A 19,168-nucleotide genomic window follows, 5' to 3' on the forward strand; every position below is an offset into this window, starting at 1 on the left:
CCATGGACGGCTTCAAAATCCTCTGACGATCCGGCAGGGAGGTGTGCGATGCGCCGGCTGATCCTTCTCCTGCTGTTTTTCGTCTCCGTGCCCGCCATGGCGCAGGGGCCGCTCGTGCTTGCCGCATCCAGCATGCAGGAGGCGCTGACCGACGCCGCTGATATTTGGACGCGGGCCGGTCACCAGCGTCCTGTCCTGTCCTTTGCTGCGACGTCGGCCCTCGCGCGGCAGGTTCAGGGCGGCGCGCCCGCCGACCTGTTCCTGTCCGCCGATGCGGAGTGGATGGATCATGTGGAGCGGCGCGGGCGGCTGCGTCCCGGCACCCGTCGGGTTCTTGCCACCAACCGGCTGGTTCTTGTGCTGGCGAGGTCCGCCGGTAATCCCGTTCGTTCACGCAGCGCCATTTTGCGCCAGTTAAAGGCGGGGCCGCTCGCCCTTGCCGACCCGGATGCAGTGCCGGCAGGACGTTATGCGCGGCAGGCGCTCGAATCGCTCGGCCTTTGGCGCGACGTGGAAGGGCGACTGGCGCGGGCGGAGAATGTGCGTGCCGCGCTGGCGCTCGTCGAGCGGGGTGCCGCGCCGATGGGGGTGGTCTATGCGACCGACTGGCGCGCGTCCGACGTGGTAATTTTCGCGGGTGCCTTTCCCCGTGGCAGCCACGCACCTATCGAATATCACGCCGCACATCTGGCATCGTCGCGCCATGCGGAGGCGGCGGCTTTCTTAGGGTTCCTGTCCACCTCTGCGGGGCAACGCGCGCTGCGGCGCCACGGTTTTGGGGCGCCGACACCGTGACCGGCGCGGTTTGGGGCGTCGTCCTGCTGTCGCTGAAGGTTGGGTTGGCGGCGATTCTCGTCACTCTGCCGGTCGCCTTTGGCCTCGCCTGGTTGCTGGCGCGCGGCCGGTTTCGCGGCAAGGTGTTGCTGGACGGGGTGGTGCACTTGCCCCTCGTCCTGCCGCCAGTCGTTACCGGCTGGCTGCTCTTGCTGGCCTTTGCGCCCGCCGGACCGGTGGGTCGCGTGCTGAACGACCTTATGGGGGTCAGCGTGCTGTTCCGCTGGACGGGTGCCGCCATCGCGGCGGGGGTTATGGCGCTGCCGCTGATGGTACGGGCGATCCGCCTCAGCCTGGAAAGTGTCGACCGCAGGCTGGAGCAGGCGGCCCGCACCCTGGGGGCCAGCCCGGCGCGCACCTTTCGCACCATCACGCTGCCGCTCAGCCTGCCGGGGATTCTGGCGGGCAGTGTGCTGGGTTTTGCCAGGGCGCTGGGTGAATTCGGCGCAACGATCACTTTCGTATCGAACATACCGGGCGAAACCCGCACCCTGCCGCTGGCAATCTATACGGCGCTGCAGGTTCCGGGGGCGGAGGATGCCGTCTTCAGGCTCGCCCTGATCGCCATCGCACTGTCCTTGGGGGCGCTGATCCTGTCTGAGCTCATCGCCCGGCGTGCGGGCAGGGGTCTGCATGTCCTTTGACGTCGACATCGTACTGCAAAGGGGGGAGGCGCTGATCGCCGCCCGCTTTGCGACGCCGCCGGGCATTACCGTACTTTTCGGCCCCTCCGGCGTCGGCAAGAGTAGCATTTTGGGCATGGTGGCGGGCCTTCTAAGGCCGGATGCGGGGCATATCCGCGTGGGTGGACGCACTTTATTCGATGACCAGGACGATCTGCCGCCGGAGCGCCGCCGCGCGGGATATGTCTTTCAGGATGCGAGACTGTTTCCGCATATGCGGGTCGACGCCAATTTGCGCTTCGGCATGCGCGACGGGCATCAGGAATGGGACGACATCGTCGATTTGCTGGGGGTTCGTCCGCTGCTTTCCCGCTGGCCGCGCAGCCTGTCCGGCGGCGAGGCGAAGCGCGTTGCCATCGGCCGCGCGCTTTTGTCGGGGGCGGAGTTCCTGCTGATGGACGAACCGCTTTCCAGCCTGGATGGCGCCCGCGCCGAGGAGATCATGGGTCTGGTTGAGCGGATTGGCGGCCAGCGCGGCCTGCCCATCCTCTACGTCACGCATGACCGTCAGGAGGCACGACGGCTGGCAACGTCCATCGTTGAGATCAGCCGGGCCAACTGACTATAAGGTTAAAATTTCCTTAAAGCTGGGTTCACGGGAAAGCTCTAGAGACGCCATCATGGCCACCACTGCCCTTTCCGACCATTTCGGTCTGTCGACGCTGCCCTTTGCGGCGGGGGCACCGGCGACGCCGCTTGCCTCCATCGACAGGGTGGTGGCGGACGCCGTTGGCGCCGTGGCGGAGGGTGAGCGCTTGATCGTCCTGGTCGGTCGTGCCGGTGGCGGCAAGACATCGGCCCTGAAGTTTCTGGCCGAACGACTGCGCGATCATGGTGGCACGGTGCGAACCCTGCAGCGGGACGTGCGACTGCCGGTCGGCAGGCGAATCGATGCGGATATATTGCTGATCGACGAGGCCCCCGCCTGGAATGATGACCGGCTGAAGACGGTGCTGGCGACGGCCCGCGGCTGGAACCTGCCCGTTTGCCTGGCGGTGACAGAGGGTAGCGGGCTGGTCGCCCTGCCCGGTGCCCATATCCTGCCGCTTCCCCCGATCGGTGCCGCCGACGTCGAAGCCTATCTGCGCGAAAAGGTGGTGGCCGCTGGCGGCGCGCCGGAATTGTTCGGCGACGAGGTGGCGGAATATATTGCCGCCCGTGCCGACGGATCCCTGTTCCGCCTGCGGCAGCTGGCCGGTGCCGCCCTGATCGAGGCGATGTTTGCGGACCGCGACCGGGTCACGCGGGAAGATGTGGACGCCGCGATGCTGACGATTCCCGGAACGGCGGAGGGGGAGCGGGAGACGATTCGGATTGTCCCCCAACCCGTGCCTGAAGAGTCCGCGGCGCACGCGTCCGCACCCGCAGAAGCCGAAGTTGCGGAGGCTGCGACGGACACCCGTCCCGAAGCTGCGCCTGCGGAGGTCGTTAGCGCCGACGCGGCGGATGCAGGCGTCGCCCCCGACCATCGCACACGCACGGCCATTCTGGCGGCCGGGCTGTTCCTGCTGTCGCTGATTGCCCTGTGGGTATTTGCCGCCCCACCGTCGGAAGAGCCGCGCGAGCCCCAACTGGCCGCCGCGTCGGTGAATGACCGGGAAGGTCCTGCCGAGGCGTCTGTGAACGGCGAGGGAAGCGATGCACTCGTGGACCTGCCGACGCTGGACATGGCGGCAGGTGAGGGGCCGGTGGCGGTGGTGCCCGACGCCGACGCCACGACGGATGGGGATATCTCCCTACGTGACGCGCAGGAGCGAAGGGAGGCGGATGGCGTAAGGGAGGCGCGCACTTCCTCGACGGCGTCTAGCACCCCGGCGCGGCGTTCAGCGGCGCGGGCTGCTGCACCGGATCGTTCGCCAAGATCGGTCGCAGATATGAGCAGTGGAACCGACGCGCCGGCGCCGGCTGCCGTGACAGTCAGGCCTGCCGCCGTGCTGGTCGAATATCAGCGTGGCAATGGGGCCAGCAAACGGCGGGCGCAAAGTCTGGTCAGGTCGCTGGAATCGGCGGGCTGGACGGTGGCCGGCACCCGCGCTGTCAAAGCGCCGCTTACGCGGGCCGCCGTCATCAGCGATGCAGGGCCGCAGGATGGTCAGGCCCGTCAGCTTGCTTCGTGGGTATCGGCCACCCTTGTGGGCGATCTGGCGGCGCAAGGTACGATTGTGCAGCCGCCCGTCCCATCGGATCCGCTGCCGCCGCACGTCATGGCGATTCGCATCCCTTAAATTAAGGCGCGCAACAGCGTCTTCAGCGGCGTCCGAACAGCTTCTCAATGTCGGCGCGGGCAAGCTTCACATAGGTGGGGCGGCCATGATTGCATTGGCCGGAATGCGGCGTCGCCTCCATTTCCCGCAACAGCGCGTTCATTTCCGCTATGGCGAGACGGCGTCCGGCGCGGACGCTGCCATGGCAGGCCATGGTCGCGTAGAGATCGTCCAGCCGCTCCTTCAGGCTATGAGTCGTGCCAAGGCTGGCAATGTCGTCTGCCAGGTCGCGGATCAGGCCCTGCGCGTCGGCGCGGGTGCCCAGAAGGGCGGGGACACCGCGCACCAATATGGCCGTGTCGCCGAACCTTTCGATCTCAAGGCCCAGCGAGGCCAGTTCTTCGGCGTGCGCCTCCAGCGCTTCTGCCTCGACCTCGGTGACGTCGACCACTTCGGGGATCAGGAGCGCCTGCACCTTCGGGTGGCCGGTCGCGGCACTCGCCTTCATCTTTTCCATTGTCAGCCGCTCGTGCGCGGCGTGCTGATCGACCAGAATCAGATGATCCTCCGTCTCCGCGACGATCCAGCTATTGTGCAATTGCGCCCGCGCGGCGCCCATCGGGTGGTGGGCGTGATCCTCTGGACCATCGGCGGCATCGATGGAGGCGGCCTCCGCCACGGGCGGGTTCCGTTCCCCGAAGGGCGTGGTGTCATCCCGTGCGATGGCGCCATATGATCGCTGTGCCTGCGCGTAGGATGGGGGCCGCGTAAAGCTGGCGCGGCCTTCGCTGAACATGCGACGATCGAGAGGCAGCGGCCTATGTTCCGGCTGGAAGCGGGCAAGCGCATCCTGACTGACAGTTGTGGCGGTCCGCGTCGAATCGGCATCGAGCGCGCGGCGCAGGCCGCTGACGATCAGGCCGCGTACCCGCGCGGCGTCGCGAAACCGAACCTCCGTCTTTGCCGGATGCACATTTACGTCGACCTCCTCCGCTGGGACCGACAGGAACAGCGCCAGCACCGGATGCCGGTCGCGGGCGAGGAGGTCGCGATAGGCGCCGCGTACCGCTCCCAGGAGCAACCGGTCCTTCACCGGGCGCCCGTTGACGAACAGATATTGATGGTCCGCCGCGCCGCGATTGAAGGTGGGCACGCCGGCGAGGCCGCCGAGGTGAAACCCTTCCCGCTCCATGTCGACAGCGACGGCATTGGCGGTGAAGTCGCGGCCAAGGATGGTGCCGAGCCGCTCGACACGGGCATGGGTCATGCGGTCTGTCCCCTCCAGCGGCAGACCTGGCGCGGGTGCCTCGAGCATTTTGCGGCCATTATGGCTGAGCAGGAACGCCACGTCGGCTCTCGCCATGGCGAGCCGACGGACAATGTCGCTGATCGCGCCCATTTCCGCGCGCGGCGTTTTTAGGAATTTGCGGCGAGCGGGGATTTTTCCGAACAGACTGCCCACCGTAACGCGCGTCCCCTCCGCCAGCGCGGCGGGGGCGTCGGAAAGCATTTCGCCATGGTCGATCTCTATCGCCCAACCATCCGCTCCGGCCGGGCGGCTGGCCAGTTCGAAACGGCTGACGCTGGCGATGGAGGGCAGCGCCTCCCCGCGAAATCCAAGCGTTGCGATGTGCTGCAGATCGCCGTCCGGCAGTTTCGACGTGCAGTGCCGTTCTACTGCCAGGCGCAACTCCTCCGCCGACATGCCATGGCCATTATCGGTGATGGCGATGCGGTCGGTGCCGCCCTCCTCCAGATCGATGGAGATGCGCGTCGCCCCGGCGTCGAGGGCGTTTTCCACCAGTTCCTTCACGGCGGAGGCGGGCCGTTCCACGACCTCGCCCGCCGCAATTCGATCGACGAGCGTATCGGGCAGGCGGCGCAGCGGGCTCATGCGGCCCAGATCATGCGATAATGTCGGGATTCAAGATATCGCGCAGATGTTCGATGCGGTCCTTCAGCTGCAATTTGCGCTTTTTCAGACGCATCAACTGCAACTGGTCGGGCGATGCCTGCTGTGACAGCGCGGTGATGGCGGCGTCGAGGTCGGCATGTTCGACCAAAACCCCCTGTAAGCGGATTCGCGCTTCGCCTTCTTCCATTATGCCGCCCTTCATGACCAGTTCCGCGACGACCTGCCCCGGCCCGTGGACGGGCGGGGATGACAGACTCATTTTTCTGTGATTGGCTAGCCGTTCCGTGTCACTTCAATCAAGGAGGTTTAGACCATGGGTCAGGCATATTCGGATGCGCTCGCCAGGAAACATGAAGCGCTGGAAACGAAAATTGAGGCGGAAACGCACCGCCCCCTGCCAGACGAGGTCCGCCTGCACGCGCTGAAGAGAGAAAAGTTACGGATTAAAGAGGAAATGCTGGCCACCCGATAAGGGCGGCTCACTCGGTCGTGGTCGCCATCGCGGCGCCCATGCGCTCGGCCGCGCCGATCCTCTCCTGAAGGTCGGCGCGCCAGGGTGCACCCTGTGGTGTGCGCTGTTCCAGGTCACGCCAGACGGCAAGGGCCTGGTCCGGTTCACCCGCCTGTAGATAGGCGAGGCCGAGAAAATAGGGCGGCGCTGGATGTTCCGGCTGCAGCGCCGACGCGCGGCCGAAGGCAAGCCGCGCCGCAGGTGTGATGACGCCGTCGCCATGCGACATCAGGGCGCTGCCAAGCTGTACCCAAAGATCGGCGCTTTGCGGCATGGCGTGTACGGCAAGGCGCAGACCCTCCACCGCCTCCAGGCTGCGCCCCTCGGCGATCAGCGAATCGGAAAATTGCGCCCAGGCGGCAACATTGCCTGGATCGGACAGAAGGGCCGTCTGCGCCTCTGCCTGCCGCGCGGCATTACCGGGCGGCGGCGTGGGGGCAGCGACAGGCTGTGACGGCAGGCCGGGCATTCCGGTAATGGCATAGGCACCGCCGCCCAGAACGGCGACGATCACCACCGCCACCACCGGCATACGCGCGGCGCGTAGCGCGGCCGCCACCAGCAGGATGGCGAGCAGGGGCAACGCGAAGCTCATGCCGCGCAGCTCATGGATGTTTCCGCCTGAACATACGCGCGGCAAGCACACCGCCGCCAAGCAGCAAGAGCAGCGGCGCCAGCCACAGGATCAGGTGCGGCCCGCGCTTTGGCGGCGAGAAGGTGACCCAGTCGCCATAGCGGCTGACCAGATAATTGCGGATTTCGATGGGGTCCTCGCCCGCCGCTATCCGCTCCCGCACAAGAGTGCGCATGTCAGCCGCCATTTCGGCATCCGATTCGGCGATCGACTGGCCCTGGCAGACCAGACAGCGCAACTCATGCATCAGCGACTGCGCCGCCTCCTCCCGCGCGGGATCGGACAACGGGGCATCTGCAAAGCCCGCAAGCAGCAGCGCGGCGAAGGCGATCGGGCCGGAGAAGGGGCGGCGGCGCGTCATTGCAGCCGCTCAACCTCTGCAATGATCTCGTCCACCTGCTCTTCGCGGATGACGCCGATCCATTGCCGGCGGATCACGCCCTTCCCATCGATCAGGAAGGTCTCCGGCACGCCGCTCGCGCCCAGTTCGATCTGCATCCGCCCGCGTGGGTCCATGCCGATGCGTCGGAAGGGATCGCCATAGCGCGTCAGAAACTCGGTGACGGCCGGACCTTCATCGCGAATGGCGATGCCATGGATGACGATGCCGGCTTCGCTCAACCGCTCCAATTGAGGTGCCTCCACGCGACAGGGCAGGCACCAGCTGCCGAACAGATTGACCAGGGTGACGGTGCCCTGCCGCAGATCCTGCGACGACAGGCCGGGATGTTGGGCATCCAGCCCCTGCAGATCGAAATCGGGCACGGCCTGACCGATCATTTGCGATTCGATGGGGCGGTTGGAGTCGGTCCCCAGACCGAAAATCGCCACCGCCACGAAAGTAACGAACAGAAAAAGCGGAATGATGAGGGCGAGGCGCTTCGTCATGCGGGCAATCCCCTTCTGTCACGCCGCCGCTGCACGCGGCCGCCATATATTGCCACGACGCCGCCAAGCGCCGCAATGATGCCGCCAATCCAGATCAGCGCGATCATCGGCTGCCAATTCAGCCGCACCTGCCAGCGCCCATCGCCTGAGCCTTCGCCCAGAACTGCGTAGAGATTGCCGTCCCACAAAGGCAGGATGTCCGTCTCCGTCGTTACCTGCATCGGCGTGATGAAGGCGCGCCGCTCCGGCATCAGCATATATGTGCGTGTGCCGCGGCCGACATCCAGTGTTCCCATGACGCTGGTATAATTCGGTCCAGCGGTCGGTTCCACGTTCAGCATGCGGACCGCGAACCCCGCCATGTTCGCTGTTTCACCGGGCGCAAGACTGAGCGTGCGTTCGATGGAGCCGGCGGCGCTGACACTGACCCCCACCGCGATGATGGCGGCGCCCAGATGGGCGACGGCGGTGCCGAAGATACGGGCGGAGGGCCGCTTTCGAAGGAGGGAGAGGCTTGCAATGGCGAGCCAGACGGCGATGGCGATGCCGGCAATGGCGAGAACCGAGCGCATGCCGCCCAGCCAGATCGCGACGGCGACTACTAATGCGGCAGCGGCAAAGAAAAGCAGCCGCGATTTCAGCCGTGCGACGTTCATCTTGCGCCAGCTGAGCAGCGGCCCCACGGCCATCAGTATGAGGAGCGGCAGGATCAGGGGGACGAGCGCCGCCTCGAAATAGGGCGGTCCAACGGACACACGCTCGCCCGTCAGCCCCTCAAGTGCGACCGGGTAGAGGGTGCCGATGAAAACGACACCCAGAATGGCGGACAGGAGAAGATTGTTGACGACGAGCGCCCCCTCCCGGCTGAGCAGGCGAAATCCCGCGCCCGCGCTGACCGTGCCGGCGCGCAGGGCGTAGAGCGTCAGGGCGCCGCCGACATAGAGGCCAAGCAGCGCCAGCAAAAAGAGGCCGCGCTCCGGATCGACGGCGAAGGCGTGTACGCTTGTCAGAAGGCCGGAACGGACGATGAAGGTGCCGATCATCGAAAAGCTGAACGCCGCAACCGCGAGCAGAATGGTCCAGTTCCGGAGCGCGTCACGCTGCGCCAAGACGCTGGCGGAATGGAACAGGGCGGTGGCGGCCAGCCACGGCATCAGGCTGGCATTTTCCACCGGATCCCAGAACCACCAGCCGCCCCAGCCCAGTTCATAATAGGCCCAGAAGCTGCCGAGCGTGATGCCAGCGGTCAGGCAGGCCCAGGCGGCGAGGATCCATGGCTTTACTGCGCGTGCCCATTGCGGCCCCACCTGCCGTTCGATGAGGGCGGCAACGGCAAAGGCAAAGGCCACGCTGAGCCCGACATAGCCGAGATAAAGAAGTGGCGGGTGAAAGGCGAGGCCGGGGTCCTGCAACAGCGGATTAAGCCCGTTACCCTCCACCGGGGCGGGGTCGAGGCGCAGGAACGGGTTCGAAGAAAGAAGCAGATAGGCGTAAAAGCCGAGCGCAATGGCGCCGGTCGTCTGGATCAGGCGGCCCCTAAACCTGGGGCCGAGCGCGCGGGCGCGATACGCGGCGGCGGCGGCGAAGACGGCAAGCACGCTGACCCACAGCAGCATTGACCCTTCGTGGTTCGCCCAGGCGCCCGTTAGCTTATAGCCGAAGGGCTTCATGGTGTGGCTGTTCGTGGCAACCAACTGCACGGAGAAATCGGAAACCGCGAAACAGTAGATCAGCGCGCCAAAGGCAACGAGGCAAAGGGCAGCCTGCACGATCGCGGCGGGCACCAGCAGCCGCAGCGCGGCGTCGTCATCGCGCCGACGCAGGCTGACTTCACCGCCGACAAGCTGCATCAGCGCGAGCGCCGCAGCGAGCCACAGGGCCAAATGTCCAAGTTCCGGGATCATGTCGGGCGTGCGCTTAGCAGGCTAAGACGCCGAACGGCAGCGCCGAGCGCCGAAATGAGACAAAATAACCGAACGAGGCCGAAAAATGCGGCGCGGAGACGACGCGCCCTAGCGGGCGGCGGTCTTCCCGCGCAGCATTTCGATGATCGCGGAAAAGTCGCGCCCGCCTTCGCCCGCCGAGACCAGCATCTGGTAGAGCGAGCCGGCAAGGCCGCCCATGGGCACGGCGGCGTCGGCGGTACGCGCCGCATCCGCCGCCAGCTTCAGGTCCTTCAGCATCAGTGCGGCGGCAAACCCGCCCTGATAGTCATTATCGGCCGGACTCTGCGGGCCGACGCCGGGCAGCGGGCAATATGATGTCAGCGACCAGCTTTGACCCGACGAGACGCTGGCAATGTCATAGAAGGTCTGCGGATCGAGGCCGAGCTTTTCGGCAAGGGCGAGCGTTTCCGACGTGGCGGCCATCGTGGCGCCCAGCAGCATGTTGTTGCAGATCTTCGCCGCCTGGCCATTGCCGATATCCCCGGCATGGATGACCGCCTTTCCCATCGCCGACAGGATCGGTTCTGCGCGGTCGAATGCCTCCTTTTCCCCGCCGACCATGAATGTCAGCGTTCCTGCCGACGCAGCGGAGATGCCGCCGGAGACGGGGGCGTCGACCATGGCAAAGCCGCGCGACTTTGCATCTTCGCCCACGGCGCGGGCGGTGGCGACGTCGATGGTGGAACAGTCGATCAGTAGCGTGTTTTTTGCGGCTGAATCGAAAACCTCGTTCCCGTAAACCGCGGCAACATGGGTGCCCGCCGGTAGCATCGTGACGACGGCGTCCGCGGCGGCCACAGCCTCAGCAACGGAGGCGGCACGGGTGCAGCCCGCAGATTCCGCACGGGACAGCGCCTCTTCGCTGAGATCGAAGGCGCGTACATCGTGCGATGCCTTGACCAGATTGGCGGCCATACCGCCGCCCATGTTTCCGAGTCCGATAAAGGCGATATTCATGGCCTGCTCCCAAATTCTATGTTGCGCCGCCCTCTCGCAAGCGCGGCGGACCGGCACAAGGGGTGTGGGATATTTACAAGCGAACGAACGAAAATTTCAACAGCGCGAACGAAAAACGGCGCCGCCCGAGGGCGACGCCGTTCATCGAAAAAATCGGCTAAATCAGTCGATGACGTCTTCGCCGGCTTCGCCAACGGATTTTACATCCTCGCCAGCGCCTTTGACAGTGTTGCACGCTGTGAGTGCCAGGCCAAGCGTGGCCAGGGCTACGATCGTAAGTTTACGCATCTCGATACTCCTTCTTCCCAGGAACAGTCCCGCTGTCCTCGTTCACCAGAACCATCGTCCGAACCAATCGGTTCCGGCGAATTCGCACTGTGTGTAATAAGGTGAAGCCCGATCCAGGGCCGTTGGGGGGGGGGTGGCGCTGGATCGGGCCTCGTGGGTGAGATAGCGAGAGCGGGGGGTGTCATTCGCTATCTGCCCCCATCAACGCCCCTTCCAGGGACGGGTTCCCAGCGCCGACCTTTTTTTGCATGAAGATACTGTGACAGCGGCCGACGGAACGGCGCCCGGCTTCGGCGGTTGATTTCGCGAAACGAGAACGGAAGCGAGAGCGAGCCATGGCCAAACCCCCGAAAACGCCTCCCCAGGACAAGGTGCAGAAAAAGGCGCCAAAAAGCGACGAATTGAAGAAGGAAGAGGCCGCGCCCGGCAAAACGCTGAACGACGTTACGAATGATGAGAAGGGTACGCCTCCGGATTCGAAAACCAGCTGGAACTGACGGGCGCTATGCAGCCGGGACCACAAGTTTCAGCACGCCCGGAGCCAGGCCAACCAATGTCGGCGTTTGAGCAAGTACCTCTCCGTCAATAGATACCGGTTGCGGCGGGTCGGTCACGATCTCGAATCTTTTTGCGATCAGCTCGGTGACTTCGCCAGCCTGGGGGGCATCGCCCGTTGCCATATGGGCCCAGGCATGGGCCAACTGCCAGCCGCTGACACCGCGTACCAGTTGGACCGTCAATCTGTGATCTTCCGGATCGGCGTCCGGTACCGCGATCAGACCGCCCAGGTACCGGCCATTGGCGATGCGTACCTCTACGACCTCATATGATCTTTTGCCCGTTCCATCGTCGACAGTACACGTGAACCCCTTGAATTTTATCAGCTTATAAATCGCCCAAAGCAGATAAGCGAGGCGACCGAATATGCGTTTCAGCCCGTCGGGGACGGTGCGACCGATTTCCGCCGGCAGGCCGATGGCGGCGGCGTTGGTGAAATAATGATCGCCGAGCCTGCCGAGGTCCACCAGATGAACATTGCCGGTGACGGCCATCCGGCAGGCGCCCTCCACATCCAGCGGCATTTCGATGGTGCGCGCAAAGCTGTTCGCGGTCCCCAGCGGCAGCATGGACATTTCGACGCCAGCGTCCGCGATCTGCTTTGCAGAAGAAGAGATGGTCCCGTCGCCCCCGCCTATGACGAGCCGCGTCGCCCCTTTCGCGATGGCCGTGTCGATCGCCGCCGAAATCCGGTCCGGGCGTGGTACCGCCTCTGCAAATACGAGCGTGGCGCCCGCCGCCTGCAATGCCTCCTTTGCATGCAAAAACATGTCGGCGCCCTTGCGGCTATGCGCGTTGACGATCAGGCCGAGGCGAGGGGATGGGGAAATGGCGAATCCTGTCCATGCCGCGGGGGCGGCGCAAAGGGTGAGGCGCCCTCTTAACCGTTGGGGCGTTCAGCGAACACGAAAACAGTGCCACCCCAATGAGAAACGAAGGCGGCGTTGCAGATCGAACGCCGCGCCGCCTTATGGCGTCGTTACGCCGGTGCCATCGTCGCGACGTCGGAAGAAACCCTTTCCTTCGCCCCGCGCTCATAGGTGCCGACAAGAATGCCGGCCCCGAGAATGCGGCCCTTGATCGCACTGACAAACGCGCTGCGCCCCGGCGTCTCGCCAAGGTCCGGCGTGTCTTTCAGCGCGAACAATTGAAAGACATAATCGTGCGGGCCATGGCCGGTGGGCGGGTCGGGCGGCAACCATCCCTCCACAAGATAGGAATTGCGTCCCACGTCGCGGCCATCGAGGCTGCCGCGCCCATCCTCCCGAATCGCGCCTTCGGCCAGATAGCGTTCGGACGAGGGCAAATTCCAATAAATGGCATGCACCAAAGGCTGCGGCGATGGCGAATCGGCATCCTCGACAATGAGGGCAAGGCTTTGCGTTCCGGGTGGGACATGTTCCCAGGAAAGCGGCGGCGAGATTCCTTCTCCATCAGCAGTGTAGCGCAGGGGCATCGGCTGGTTCATGGCAAATGCAGGGCTGGACAGTTCGATATCGACGTCGCCCAGCTCCATATCCTCCTGCACGATGGTCAGCTTATTATGTCCCGCGCGGACATTGCCGAGAGCCGATCCGAGCCAATGCGGAATATGTTCTAACATCTTGCAGCCTTTCCCTTACCTGATTCCCGCCAGAAGGAACGGGCGGGTTTGCCGGTATTCCGGTTCGATCTGGCAACGCAGGCGGCGGGGATAAGTTCGCTTCGTGTACCGGTTTTTGCATCCGGGGGAGAGCTCGCTAGGCTGCGGGCCGGTGACCAGGCTGTCGATCATCTATCATTCACGCACCGGAGGCACCCGGCAGATGGCGGAGGCGGCCGCTGAGGCTGCGCGGGACGAAGCGCACGTCGAGACGATATTGAAACAAGCTGTGGATGCCGGCCCCGACGACCTGCTGTCGGCGGATGGCTATATCTTCGCTGCCCCGGAAAATCTGGCGGCGATTGCCGGGTTGATGAAGGATTTTTACGACCGCTGCTATTATCCCGTACTGGGCCGCATCGAAGGGCGCCCCTATGCGCAGATGGTGTGTGCGGGATCCGACGGAGAGAATTGCGCGCGGCAGACCGCCCGCATCGCGAAGGGCTGGCGGCTGAAACCGGTGCAGGATGCCCTGATCGTCAATGTGTCCGCGCAGACGCCCGAGGAGATTCTGGCGGAAAAGCAGATAGAGGGCGGGGAATTGGCACGGTGCGCAGAGCTTGGCCAGGCGATGGCGGCGGGCCTCTCCATGGGCGTGTTCTAGGGTCGGCGTTCCCGGCCGATCGCGGCGCGACCGCTCCTCAGGCGAGGCCGAGAACCCATTCGTCGAGCGCGACGGCATGTACCTGCGCGCCCGCGATGTTTCGGTTCAGTTCGGCGCGGTGGCGCATGATCCATTGCAGGCAGCTCGCCTTGCTGTCGAAGGCCTCGAACGCGTCCCTGCTGGGCTGCAGCGTGCGGCGGTCAGCCATGAAACGCGCGCCCTTGCGGCAGGTGGGCATGCCGCCCCAATGTCGTGCTGGCGCGACGACAGCAGGTACCCAATAGGTTCGGGTCGCATCGAGCGTGTCGATGTCGCGAAGATGCATATGTCTCTCCTCCCCGGCTTCATCGCCGCGACGCGGGGGGCGCCGCGGCGGGAAACCTGTCCCCCCGGCCTTGTCGAGCAGGCCGGTAGGGACATGTAATGAGCTCAGACCAGGTCGAAGCGGTCGGCGTTCATGACCTGAACCCATGCGGCCACGAAGTTCCGAACGAACGTCTCCTTTGCATCATGGGCCGCATAGACCTCTGAAATGGCGCGCAGTTGCGAATTGGATCCGAACACGAGGTCGGTACGGGTCGCCGTCCATTTCTGCTCATCGCTGTGGCGGTCGGTGCCGGTGAACACTTCATCGCCGCTGTCGTCGACTTCTTTCCATGCCATGCCCATGTCGAGCAGGTTAACGAAGAAATCGTTGGTCAATTGGCCTGGCCGATCGGTCAGGACGCCGTGTGGCCGTCCATCATGATTGACACCCAGGACCCGCAAGCCGCCGACTAGTGCAGTCATTGCCGGGGCGCTGAGTCCCAGCAATTGCGCGCGATCGACCAGCAGTTCCTCCGTAGGAACGCTATGCTTCGTGCTCAGATAGTTGCGAAAACCGTCCGCCTTTGGCTCCAGAACCTCGAAACCTTCGATATCGGTCTGCTCCTGGCTGGCGTCGGTGCGGCCCGGCGTGAACGGAACGCTGATGTCGTGGCCAGCGTCCTTCGCCGCCTTTTCAATGGCCGCGCTGCCGCCCAGCACGATCAGGTCGGCGATGCTGACCTTCTTGCCGCCCGACGCGCTGCCGTTGAAATCAGCCTTGATCTTTTCCAAGACGCCAAGAACGCGGGACAGCTGTTCGGGCTGGTTGACCTCCCAATCCTTTTGCGGGGCCAGCCGGATGCGCGCGCCATTGGCGCCGCCGCGATGATCGGACCCGCGATAGGTGGAGGCGGAGGCCCAGGCGGTGGTCACCAGTTCCGCAACGCTGAGGCCGGAGTCGAGCAGCTTTGACTTTAGCTGCCCGACGTCGCCATCGTCGATCTGCGCATAGTCGGCCTGCGGGATGGGGTCCTGCCAGATCAGGTCCTCTGCGGGGACTTCAGGGCCGAGGTAACGAGCCTTCGGCCCCATGTCGCGGTGGCACAGTTTGAACCATGCGCGCGCGAAGACATCGGCGAATTCATCGGGATTATCGCGGAAGCGTTCGGAAATCTTGCGATATTCCGGGTCCATCTTCATCGCCATGTCGGCCGTCGTCATCATGGTCGGCACCTTTACGCCAGGCGTGTGCGCCTTTGGTGCCAGCGTCTCCTCTGGATTGCCGACGGGTTGCCATTGCTTGGCGCCCGCGGGGCTGGTGACCAGTTCATATTCATGGTCCAGCAGCATGGCGAAATAGCTCATGTCCCATTTGATGGGGGTCGGTGTCCATGCGCCCTCAAGGCCGCTGGTTATCGTATGATCGCCAATGCCGCTTTCATGGCCGCTTTGCCAGCCGAGGCCCTGCTGTGCGATGTCGGATCCCTCTGGCTCTGCGCCGACCAGGGAGGCGTCGCCTGCACCGTGGCATTTGCCGAACGTGTGCCCGCCCGCCGTCAGAGCGACGGTCTCCTCGTCATTCATGCCCATGCGCTTGAAGGTTTCGCGAATGTCGCGGCCCGAGCCGAGCGGATCCGGATCGCCGCCCGGCCCCTCTGGGTTGACGTAGATCAGGCCCATCTGGATCGCAGCCAGCGGATCTTCGAGCACGACGTCCTTGTCAGGCTGGATGCGGGTTTCGGCGCCCTGGCCGACCCATTCCTCCTCCGTGCCCCAGTAAATATCCTTTTCCGGTTCCCAGACGTCGGCGCGTCCGCCGCCAAAGCCGAACACGGGTCCGCCCATGGATTCAATGGCGACATTGCCCGCCATGATCATCAGGTCGGCCCAGCTGAGCTTCGCGCCATATTTCTGCTTCACCGGCCATAGCAGGCGGCGCGCCTTGTCCAGATTGGCATTGTCCGGCCAGCTGTTCAGCGGGGCGAAGCGCTGCTGGCCCGAACCCGCGCCGCCGCGCCCGTCGCCCGTGCGATACGTTCCTGCCGAGTGCCAGGCCATGCGTATGAAGAAGGGGCCATAATGTCCGTAATCGGCCGGCCACCACGGCTGGCTGTCGGTCATCAATGCAGTCAGGTCACGCTTGACCGCGTCATAGTCGAGGGATTTGAACGCTTCGGCATAGTTGAAGTCGTCGCCCATCGGGTCGCCGGAAATGCCCTTCTGGTGCAATATGTCGAGCGACAATTGATTGGGCCACCAGTCGCGGTTGGTACGGCCCAGAAGTGCGCGCTTTGCTGCGGGCTTCTTTACCGGACATTCCAGCGGATCGTTCGTGCGGGCGTCCATGACTTCCTCTCCCAGGTTCTTTCAGTCGAGCGAGAGTACCCCCGATCCCGAAATACCGGAAACGAGTTTTCTTGCTCAATGAGAACCAGAAAGTCGATCAGGAGAGGGCGCTATGCCGCGAAGGGGTCGGTCACCAGGATCGTGTCGTCGCGCTCCGGGCTGGTAGAGACCAGCGCCACGGGACAGCCGACCAGTTCCTCGATGCGCTTCACATATTTCACCGCCTGAGCAGGCAGGTCGGTCCAGGACCGCGCGCCGGCGGTCGTCCCCTCCCACCCCTGAAACTCCTCATAGATCGGTTCGGCAGCAAGCTGCGCCTGCGCACCGGCGGGCAGATAATCATATTCGACGCCATCCACGCGGTAGCCGGTGCAGATGCGCAGCGTCTCGAACGTGTCGAGCACGTCGAGCTTCGTCAGCGCCATGCCCGCGACGCCCGATATGGCGATCGACTGCCGCACCAGCGCCGCATCGAACCAGCCGCAACGGCGACGCCGCCCGGTGACCGTGCCGAATTCATGACCGCGCTCGCCGAGTTTCTGGCCCGTTGCATCCTCCAGCTCGGTTGGGAACGGGCCGGAACCGACGCGCGTGGTATACGCCTTTACGATGCCGAGCACATAACCCGCCGCGCTGGGGCCAAGGCCGGACCCGGAAGCTGCCGTGCCCGAGACGGTGTTGGAGCTGGTGACGAACGGATAGGTGCCGTGATCGACGTCGAGGAGGACACCCTGCGCGCCCTCGAACAGGATGCGCTTTCCCTGCAGGCGGGCTTCGTTCAGGTCGCGCCAGACGGGACCGGCGAAGGGGAGGACCTGTTCGGCGATCTTCTCCAGTTCCGCGACCAGCTCGGCCCGATCTATGGGATCGACGCCAAACCCGGCGCGCAGGGCATTATGGTGCGCCTCTATCCGGTCAAGCTGTGGGCCGACACGGGCGAGGTCGCGCAGATCGCAGACGCGCAGCGCGCGGCGTCCGGCCTTGTCCTCATAGGCGGGACCGATGCCGCGCCGGGTGGTGCCGATCTTGCCCTCCCCCGACGCATCCTCTCGCAGCCCGTCGAGGTCGCGGTGAAATGGCAGGATGAGGGGGCAGGTTTCACTGAGCCGCAATTGCGCGGGCGTGATGGTCACGCCCTGTTCACGCAGCGTCTCCATTTCTCGCACCAGCGCCCAGGGGTCGAGGACGACGCCATTGCCGATAACCGACAGGGTACCGCGCACGATGCCGGAGGGCAGCAGGCTGAGCTTGTAGACCTTTCCGTCCACCACCAGCGTATGGCCGGCATTATGGCCGCCCTGGAAGCGGACGACGACGTCGGCACGGGCCGCCAGCCAGTCGACGATCTTGCCCTTGCCCTCATCGCCCCATTGTGCGCCAATAACGGTTACGTTGGTCATGGTCTGAAATGTCCTGATCGCAAAAGAAGAACGTCTTGGTGAATTGTTACACTATCCGGCGGTGCCGCGGCATTCCGGCGCGTGGGGGAAGGTGACCGAAGGGCCTGCGCCTTAACGGATCGGCATGAACAGGCCAAGGATGGCAAGCGCAAGCGCCATCGTTGCCATAAACAGGGCGACCGTGGCGAAGGAGCTGGCACGCTGCGCCGTGGCGCGCAGGTCCCTTGCTTCCTCCTCCGTCACAGGGCCACGGCCTTGCCATCCCAGCGGTGCGTACAGCCCAGCGCCTCTGCCCGGTCCGCATCGGACAGCGCCGCGACGGTAACCCACCCCTCCGCACGTAGAGTCCGTCCGGTGTCAGCGTCCGTGCCGAGCGGCAGGAATATCCGCTGTGTCGTCGCGCCCGCAAAATCTGCCTGCACCAGCGAATCGGTGTAAAGCGAAACGCCGACGGCGGCTTCCTCATGCCCGTCGGGATGGACGACCTTATATGTCCCGCCGCGACCGATCTCACCCGGGACGCCATCGGCAAACAGGCTGAACCCCAGCCATGTCTGAAATTCGAAGCCGCGCCGTTCCGTCGGGTCAAGCGTGACGTTGGCCACGGCGCAGGCGCCGGATGCCAGAATTTCGGCGGCATCGATGCGCCGGTCGAACAGCGGTCCCATGCCCGCCCGCCTAAGCGCCGATATGGCGGGCTTTACCGGCCCTGCGGCATCGATCAGTGGGGCATAGGCCGTGCCGCCGGCTGCCGCCAGAGCGCCCTGGTCCTTGCCATCGAGCGCTGCCTGAACGGCGGCCAGATTCTCGACCGGCCAGTCCGATGCGGCAAGCTCCCCCACCAGCGACGGCAGCGTCAGATCGACGGAAAGGCCGGTGCAGCCGGCAGCCGTCAATGCCTCCAGCGCGACGCCCAGCACCTCGCCGGCGGCGGCGACGGTATCGGCGCCGATCAGTTCGGCTCCGACCTGCATCATTTCCCGCTCCGCCCCCACCTGCGGCGGGCGCACGCGCAGGACGGGTCCGGCATAGGACAGCCGCAACGGACGCGCGCGATGGGCGAGGCGGGTGGCGGCGATACGGCCTGCCTGCGGCGTGATATCGGACCGGATCGCCAGCGTGCGCTGCGACAGCGGATCGATCAGACGCAGCAGATCCTGCGCGCCGCCGTCGGACAGTCGCCCGACGAGGCTTTCCTCGAATTCCGCAAGCGGCGGCTGGATACGGTCATAGCCGTGGGCGCTGATCGAATCGGATAGGGTCCGCACCAGGCGCTCGGCCGCAGCCGCTTTTGGGGCCAGGCGATCGTGAAACCCCTCGGGCAATAGTCCGCGGGAGATGGGGGATTGGGTTGTCATGGCGGAGCGCTCTAGCCCAGCGCGCACGGAATTCCCACAGCTTCGGCGCAGCCCCGATCCGCGCTCTGGCGCCTAACCCGTCCTTAACTAGACG

At 64.9% G+C, this 19,168-nt stretch carries 22 protein-coding genes; 7 read left to right on the top strand and 15 right to left on the bottom strand.

The window, feature by feature from the left end; all coding sequences use genetic code 11:
- The first annotated feature begins 48 nt into the window (after positions 1 to 48).
- The 4 genes from modA to ACSMXM_RS14615 are packed head-to-tail and all read left to right on the top strand — an operon-like array spanning position 49 to position 3,742.
- On the top strand, positions 49 to 795 hold the full coding sequence (gene modA / locus ACSMXM_RS14600) for a molybdate ABC transporter substrate-binding protein (RefSeq protein WP_460317124.1): 747 nt from the start codon (positions 49 to 51) through the stop codon (positions 793 to 795).
- Complete coding sequence (modB, locus tag ACSMXM_RS14605; RefSeq protein ID WP_460317125.1) at positions 792 to 1,478, top strand: molybdate ABC transporter permease subunit; 687 nt, start codon at positions 792 to 794, stop codon at positions 1,476 to 1,478. The genes modA and modB overlap by 4 nt, the downstream gene beginning before the upstream one ends.
- On the top strand, positions 1,468 to 2,079 hold the full coding sequence (locus tag ACSMXM_RS14610; protein WP_460317126.1) for an ATP-binding cassette domain-containing protein: 612 nt from the start codon (positions 1,468 to 1,470) through the stop codon (positions 2,077 to 2,079). Before modB ends, ACSMXM_RS14610 begins: the two co-directional genes overlap by 11 nt.
- Before the next feature lie 58 nt (positions 2,080 to 2,137).
- The gene (locus ACSMXM_RS14615; RefSeq protein ID WP_460317127.1) at positions 2,138 to 3,742 is read left to right on the top strand and encodes a hypothetical protein; all 1,605 of its coding nucleotides are present in this window, start codon (positions 2,138 to 2,140) and stop codon (positions 3,740 to 3,742) included.
- 22 nt (positions 3,743 to 3,764) lie between these two features.
- Here ACSMXM_RS14615 and mutL read toward each other — a convergent pair whose 3' ends face one another.
- Together mutL and ACSMXM_RS14625 are read right to left on the bottom strand one after the other, a co-directional pair.
- A complete protein-coding gene (gene mutL / locus ACSMXM_RS14620; protein WP_460317128.1) occupies positions 3,765 to 5,615 on the bottom strand; it encodes a DNA mismatch repair endonuclease MutL in 1,851 nt (616 codons plus the stop codon).
- A gap of 10 nt (positions 5,616 to 5,625) precedes the next feature.
- Positions 5,626 to 5,895 carry a YdcH family protein gene (locus ACSMXM_RS14625; RefSeq protein WP_460317129.1) on the bottom strand — a complete coding sequence of 90 codons (270 nt, stop codon included), beginning with the start codon at positions 5,893 to 5,895 and terminating at the stop codon, positions 5,626 to 5,628.
- 54 nt (positions 5,896 to 5,949) lie between these two features.
- Between ACSMXM_RS14625 and ACSMXM_RS14630 the strand changes: the two genes are divergently transcribed.
- On the top strand, positions 5,950 to 6,108 hold the full coding sequence (locus ACSMXM_RS14630) for a YdcH family protein (protein WP_460317131.1): 159 nt from the start codon (positions 5,950 to 5,952) through the stop codon (positions 6,106 to 6,108).
- Positions 6,109 to 6,115: 7 nt separating this feature from the next.
- On the opposite strand, the gene ACSMXM_RS14635 is transcribed toward ACSMXM_RS14630, so the two are convergent.
- From ACSMXM_RS14635 to ACSMXM_RS14660, 6 genes are all read right to left on the bottom strand, one after another.
- Entirely contained in the window at positions 6,116 to 6,742 is a 627-nt protein-coding gene (locus ACSMXM_RS14635; RefSeq protein WP_460317132.1) for a tetratricopeptide repeat protein, read from the bottom strand.
- A 10-nt stretch (positions 6,743 to 6,752) separates the two neighbouring features.
- Positions 6,753 to 7,142, bottom strand: coding sequence for a cytochrome c-type biogenesis protein (locus ACSMXM_RS14640; RefSeq protein WP_460317133.1), 390 nt, complete (start codon positions 7,140 to 7,142; stop codon positions 6,753 to 6,755).
- A complete protein-coding gene (locus ACSMXM_RS14645) occupies positions 7,139 to 7,669 on the bottom strand; it encodes a DsbE family thiol:disulfide interchange protein (protein WP_460317134.1) in 531 nt (176 codons plus the stop codon). Before ACSMXM_RS14645 ends, ACSMXM_RS14640 begins: the two co-directional genes overlap by 4 nt.
- Entirely contained in the window at positions 7,666 to 9,573 is a 1,908-nt protein-coding gene (locus tag ACSMXM_RS14650; protein WP_460317136.1) for a heme lyase CcmF/NrfE family subunit, read from the bottom strand. The genes ACSMXM_RS14645 and ACSMXM_RS14650 overlap by 4 nt, the downstream gene beginning before the upstream one ends.
- 108 nt (positions 9,574 to 9,681) lie before the next feature.
- Complete coding sequence (gene mmsB, locus ACSMXM_RS14655; RefSeq protein ID WP_460317137.1) at positions 9,682 to 10,572, bottom strand: 3-hydroxyisobutyrate dehydrogenase; 891 nt, start codon at positions 10,570 to 10,572, stop codon at positions 9,682 to 9,684.
- Between the two features lie 162 nt (positions 10,573 to 10,734).
- On the bottom strand, positions 10,735 to 10,860 hold the full coding sequence (locus tag ACSMXM_RS14660) for an entericidin A/B family lipoprotein (RefSeq protein ID WP_460317138.1): 126 nt from the start codon (positions 10,858 to 10,860) through the stop codon (positions 10,735 to 10,737).
- Between the two features lie 335 nt (positions 10,861 to 11,195).
- Here ACSMXM_RS14660 and ACSMXM_RS14665 point away from each other — a divergent pair, with 335 nt between their 5' ends.
- Positions 11,196 to 11,357 carry a hypothetical protein gene (locus tag ACSMXM_RS14665; RefSeq protein ID WP_460317139.1) on the top strand — a complete coding sequence of 54 codons (162 nt, stop codon included), beginning with the start codon at positions 11,196 to 11,198 and terminating at the stop codon, positions 11,355 to 11,357.
- A 6-nt stretch (positions 11,358 to 11,363) separates the two neighbouring features.
- On the opposite strand, the gene ACSMXM_RS14670 is transcribed toward ACSMXM_RS14665, so the two are convergent.
- Together ACSMXM_RS14670 and ACSMXM_RS14675 are read right to left on the bottom strand one after the other, a co-directional pair.
- Positions 11,364 to 12,248 carry a diacylglycerol/lipid kinase family protein gene (locus ACSMXM_RS14670; protein ID WP_460317617.1) on the bottom strand — a complete coding sequence of 295 codons (885 nt, stop codon included), beginning with the start codon at positions 12,246 to 12,248 and terminating at the stop codon, positions 11,364 to 11,366.
- Positions 12,249 to 12,397: 149 nt separating this feature from the next.
- Positions 12,398 to 13,021 carry a YbhB/YbcL family Raf kinase inhibitor-like protein gene (locus tag ACSMXM_RS14675; RefSeq protein WP_460317140.1) on the bottom strand — a complete coding sequence of 208 codons (624 nt, stop codon included), beginning with the start codon at positions 13,019 to 13,021 and terminating at the stop codon, positions 12,398 to 12,400.
- 151 nt (positions 13,022 to 13,172) lie between these two features.
- Here ACSMXM_RS14675 and ACSMXM_RS14680 point away from each other — a divergent pair, with 151 nt between their 5' ends.
- Entirely contained in the window at positions 13,173 to 13,664 is a 492-nt protein-coding gene (locus ACSMXM_RS14680; RefSeq protein WP_460317141.1) for an NAD(P)H-dependent oxidoreductase, read from the top strand.
- A 37-nt stretch (positions 13,665 to 13,701) separates the two neighbouring features.
- On the opposite strand, the gene ACSMXM_RS14685 is transcribed toward ACSMXM_RS14680, so the two are convergent.
- The 5 genes from ACSMXM_RS14685 to ACSMXM_RS14705 form a co-directional block, all read right to left on the bottom strand.
- Positions 13,702 to 13,989, bottom strand: coding sequence for a hypothetical protein (locus tag ACSMXM_RS14685; protein ID WP_460317142.1), 288 nt, complete (start codon positions 13,987 to 13,989; stop codon positions 13,702 to 13,704).
- 104 nt (positions 13,990 to 14,093) lie between these two features.
- The gene (katG, locus tag ACSMXM_RS14690) at positions 14,094 to 16,316 is read right to left on the bottom strand and encodes a catalase/peroxidase HPI (RefSeq protein WP_460317143.1); all 2,223 of its coding nucleotides are present in this window, start codon (positions 16,314 to 16,316) and stop codon (positions 14,094 to 14,096) included.
- Positions 16,317 to 16,426: 110 nt separating this feature from the next.
- The gene (locus ACSMXM_RS14695; protein WP_460317144.1) at positions 16,427 to 17,716 is read right to left on the bottom strand and encodes an adenylosuccinate synthase; all 1,290 of its coding nucleotides are present in this window, start codon (positions 17,714 to 17,716) and stop codon (positions 16,427 to 16,429) included.
- Positions 17,717 to 17,827: 111 nt separating this feature from the next.
- Complete coding sequence (locus ACSMXM_RS14700) at positions 17,828 to 17,959, bottom strand: hypothetical protein (protein WP_460317145.1); 132 nt, start codon at positions 17,957 to 17,959, stop codon at positions 17,828 to 17,830.
- Complete coding sequence (locus tag ACSMXM_RS14705) at positions 17,956 to 19,074, bottom strand: ATP phosphoribosyltransferase regulatory subunit (protein WP_460317146.1); 1,119 nt, start codon at positions 19,072 to 19,074, stop codon at positions 17,956 to 17,958. Before ACSMXM_RS14705 ends, ACSMXM_RS14700 begins: the two co-directional genes overlap by 4 nt.
- Positions 19,075 to 19,168 lie beyond the last annotated feature (94 nt).

Source organism: Pacificimonas sp. ICDLI1SI03, assembly GCF_054740865.1.

Bases quoted from the DNA above. Each gene is read 5' to 3' on its own strand.
- ACSMXM_RS14610 (WP_460317126.1), top strand. From the start codon at position 1,468: ATGTCCTTTGACGTCGACATCGTACTGCAAAGGGGGGAGGCGCTGATC.
- ACSMXM_RS14630 (WP_460317131.1), top strand. From the start codon at position 5,950: ATGGGTCAGGCATATTCGGATGCGCTCGCCAGGAAACATGAAGCGCTG.
- katG (WP_460317143.1), bottom strand. From the start codon at position 16,316: ATGGACGCCCGCACGAACGATCCGCTGGAATGTCCGGTAAAGAAGCCC.
- ACSMXM_RS14665 (WP_460317139.1), top strand. From the start codon at position 11,196: ATGGCCAAACCCCCGAAAACGCCTCCCCAGGACAAGGTGCAGAAAAAG.
- ACSMXM_RS14695 (WP_460317144.1), bottom strand. From the start codon at position 17,716: ATGACCAACGTAACCGTTATTGGCGCACAATGGGGCGATGAGGGCAAG.
- ACSMXM_RS14685 (WP_460317142.1), bottom strand. From the start codon at position 13,989: ATGCATCTTCGCGACATCGACACGCTCGATGCGACCCGAACCTATTGG.
- ACSMXM_RS14635 (WP_460317132.1), bottom strand. From the start codon at position 6,742: ATGAGCTTCGCGTTGCCCCTGCTCGCCATCCTGCTGGTGGCGGCCGCG.
- mutL (WP_460317128.1), bottom strand. From the start codon at position 5,615: ATGAGCCCGCTGCGCCGCCTGCCCGATACGCTCGTCGATCGAATTGCG.
- modA (WP_460317124.1), top strand. From the start codon at position 49: ATGCGCCGGCTGATCCTTCTCCTGCTGTTTTTCGTCTCCGTGCCCGCC.
- ACSMXM_RS14645 (WP_460317134.1), bottom strand. From the start codon at position 7,669: ATGACGAAGCGCCTCGCCCTCATCATTCCGCTTTTTCTGTTCGTTACT.
- ACSMXM_RS14625 (WP_460317129.1), bottom strand. From the start codon at position 5,895: ATGAGTCTGTCATCCCCGCCCGTCCACGGGCCGGGGCAGGTCGTCGCG.
- ACSMXM_RS14675 (WP_460317140.1), bottom strand. From the start codon at position 13,021: ATGTTAGAACATATTCCGCATTGGCTCGGATCGGCTCTCGGCAATGTC.
- ACSMXM_RS14705 (WP_460317146.1), bottom strand. From the start codon at position 19,074: ATGACAACCCAATCCCCCATCTCCCGCGGACTATTGCCCGAGGGGTTT.
- ACSMXM_RS14650 (WP_460317136.1), bottom strand. From the start codon at position 9,573: ATGATCCCGGAACTTGGACATTTGGCCCTGTGGCTCGCTGCGGCGCTC.
- mmsB (WP_460317137.1), bottom strand. From the start codon at position 10,572: ATGAATATCGCCTTTATCGGACTCGGAAACATGGGCGGCGGTATGGCC.
- ACSMXM_RS14660 (WP_460317138.1), bottom strand. From the start codon at position 10,860: ATGCGTAAACTTACGATCGTAGCCCTGGCCACGCTTGGCCTGGCACTC.
- ACSMXM_RS14640 (WP_460317133.1), bottom strand. From the start codon at position 7,142: ATGACGCGCCGCCGCCCCTTCTCCGGCCCGATCGCCTTCGCCGCGCTG.
- ACSMXM_RS14615 (WP_460317127.1), top strand. From the start codon at position 2,138: ATGGCCACCACTGCCCTTTCCGACCATTTCGGTCTGTCGACGCTGCCC.